The 1448-nt window shown below is 36.6% G+C and carries 1 protein-coding gene; it reads right to left on the reverse strand.

What is annotated here, in order from left to right; genetic code table 11:
- Positions 1–36: 36 nt before the first annotated feature.
- Complete coding sequence (locus tag DOT_RS24335) at positions 37–576, reverse strand: hypothetical protein (RefSeq protein ID WP_009624226.1); 540 nt, start codon at positions 574–576, stop codon at positions 37–39.
- Positions 577–1448 lie beyond the last annotated feature (872 nt).

Here is a 1448-nt window from a genome sequence, read left to right on the forward strand (position 1 = left end):
ATAGTGCCAATGCGAAGTCAATCATACAACCTACGCCTAGTTATAAATTGGTCGCATTTCAAACCCTTTATGCTTGTTCAAATCATATACCCTGATAAAATACTTGTTCTTTTCAAGAGTATCGGTAAACTCTTTACCGCCATCAACTGTGATTATATACTTGGTTGGTTGATTATCGGTAATCATGCCAGAAAATACGCCATAGTATTTCTCTAAATTAGTCCCTTCATTTGTAGCCAATACCATAGAGGAACCTTGAATGAAGATATCATATTTGTATTTATTATTTGACAGACGCTTAAATACTGCTAGTCCAGTCACTTCTGGAAAATTTGGGGTTGGTTGGTATAACAAAAGCAGTAAACGCAAGTTGTCAACATCTTTTTCTAACTCAATAGTAAAGTTTATTGGTTTACCTTGAAACCAGTATTGGTCAATACATTTTGTAAGTTCATCGTGCGTTAAATCTTTGTTCGCAATGTACGCTTTACTATTAGTGTAAACGGAAAATCCGTAAGACCCAATTATCAGTAGAATAGCAACTAATACTAGAAATTTTGCCTTATCTTTTGCCATTAACATCACCCCCCAATAGTCAAAGCCCCTAGACCTAAAGACAGCAATATAATCTCTTCCTCTTTTCCAAAAAAGGCACCTATTTATACATACGATAGATATTGTAAAAATCCTTTAATTATATAGAAATTATGACCCCCTGGCGAGTGCCACCGTAAACCGCAATTGACACCTAAACCAAATCGGCAGGGTTCTCTCGTATCATTTTCCATTTAAAGCCTTACGTGGCAAATATTTTGTATTCTTCTATCAATTGCGAATTAACCTGTAGGAACTACTAAAAATATATTTATATATCCTGTAGTTTATACGGATGTACAAATATCGGAAGCATCTTATAATACATAGGCAATTAGAGTCGTAAACTCACACCTGCACTAATGACAGACTGGCGGTATTCGAGAATCGATAGGATACGCTGTATATGGTCTGATCGGAAGTGAACCTGCTATTTGATTCGTTAAAGACCGAAATTTCGAAGGTGTATGCTTTCCACACGTTTGACCCTCTATCTTTGACCACCTTCGTGCTTTTTTCGGAGTCACTTCCACTTCCAAAAAGAGTTGATAAACGATCGTTCAAAAAGAACGTAAATCCTGGTATAGCAGGACTAAAGCAAGCAACTCTTTTTCAAAACGCTCGTTCAGTAACTAAGATTCCTTGCCGCCAATTTTCTTTCCAGCCGAAAAGCACAAAACTATAATAGCCACTGCCAATCAGAAACTACAATACAACTTTATGGGGCGGCTTGAGTCAATGGATATATGAATTGTGCTCATGCTCAAAAGAAAGGGTTTTTCGCGCCCTAACATATTCTTCATACAAAGTTTATGGAAGGGCAACGATTATGGTTTATGATAATTAAAGAAGAT

It is taken from the genome of Desulfosporosinus sp. OT, assembly GCF_000224515.1.
Taxonomy (GTDB): Bacteria; Bacillota; Desulfitobacteriia; order Desulfitobacteriales; family Desulfitobacteriaceae; genus Desulfosporosinus.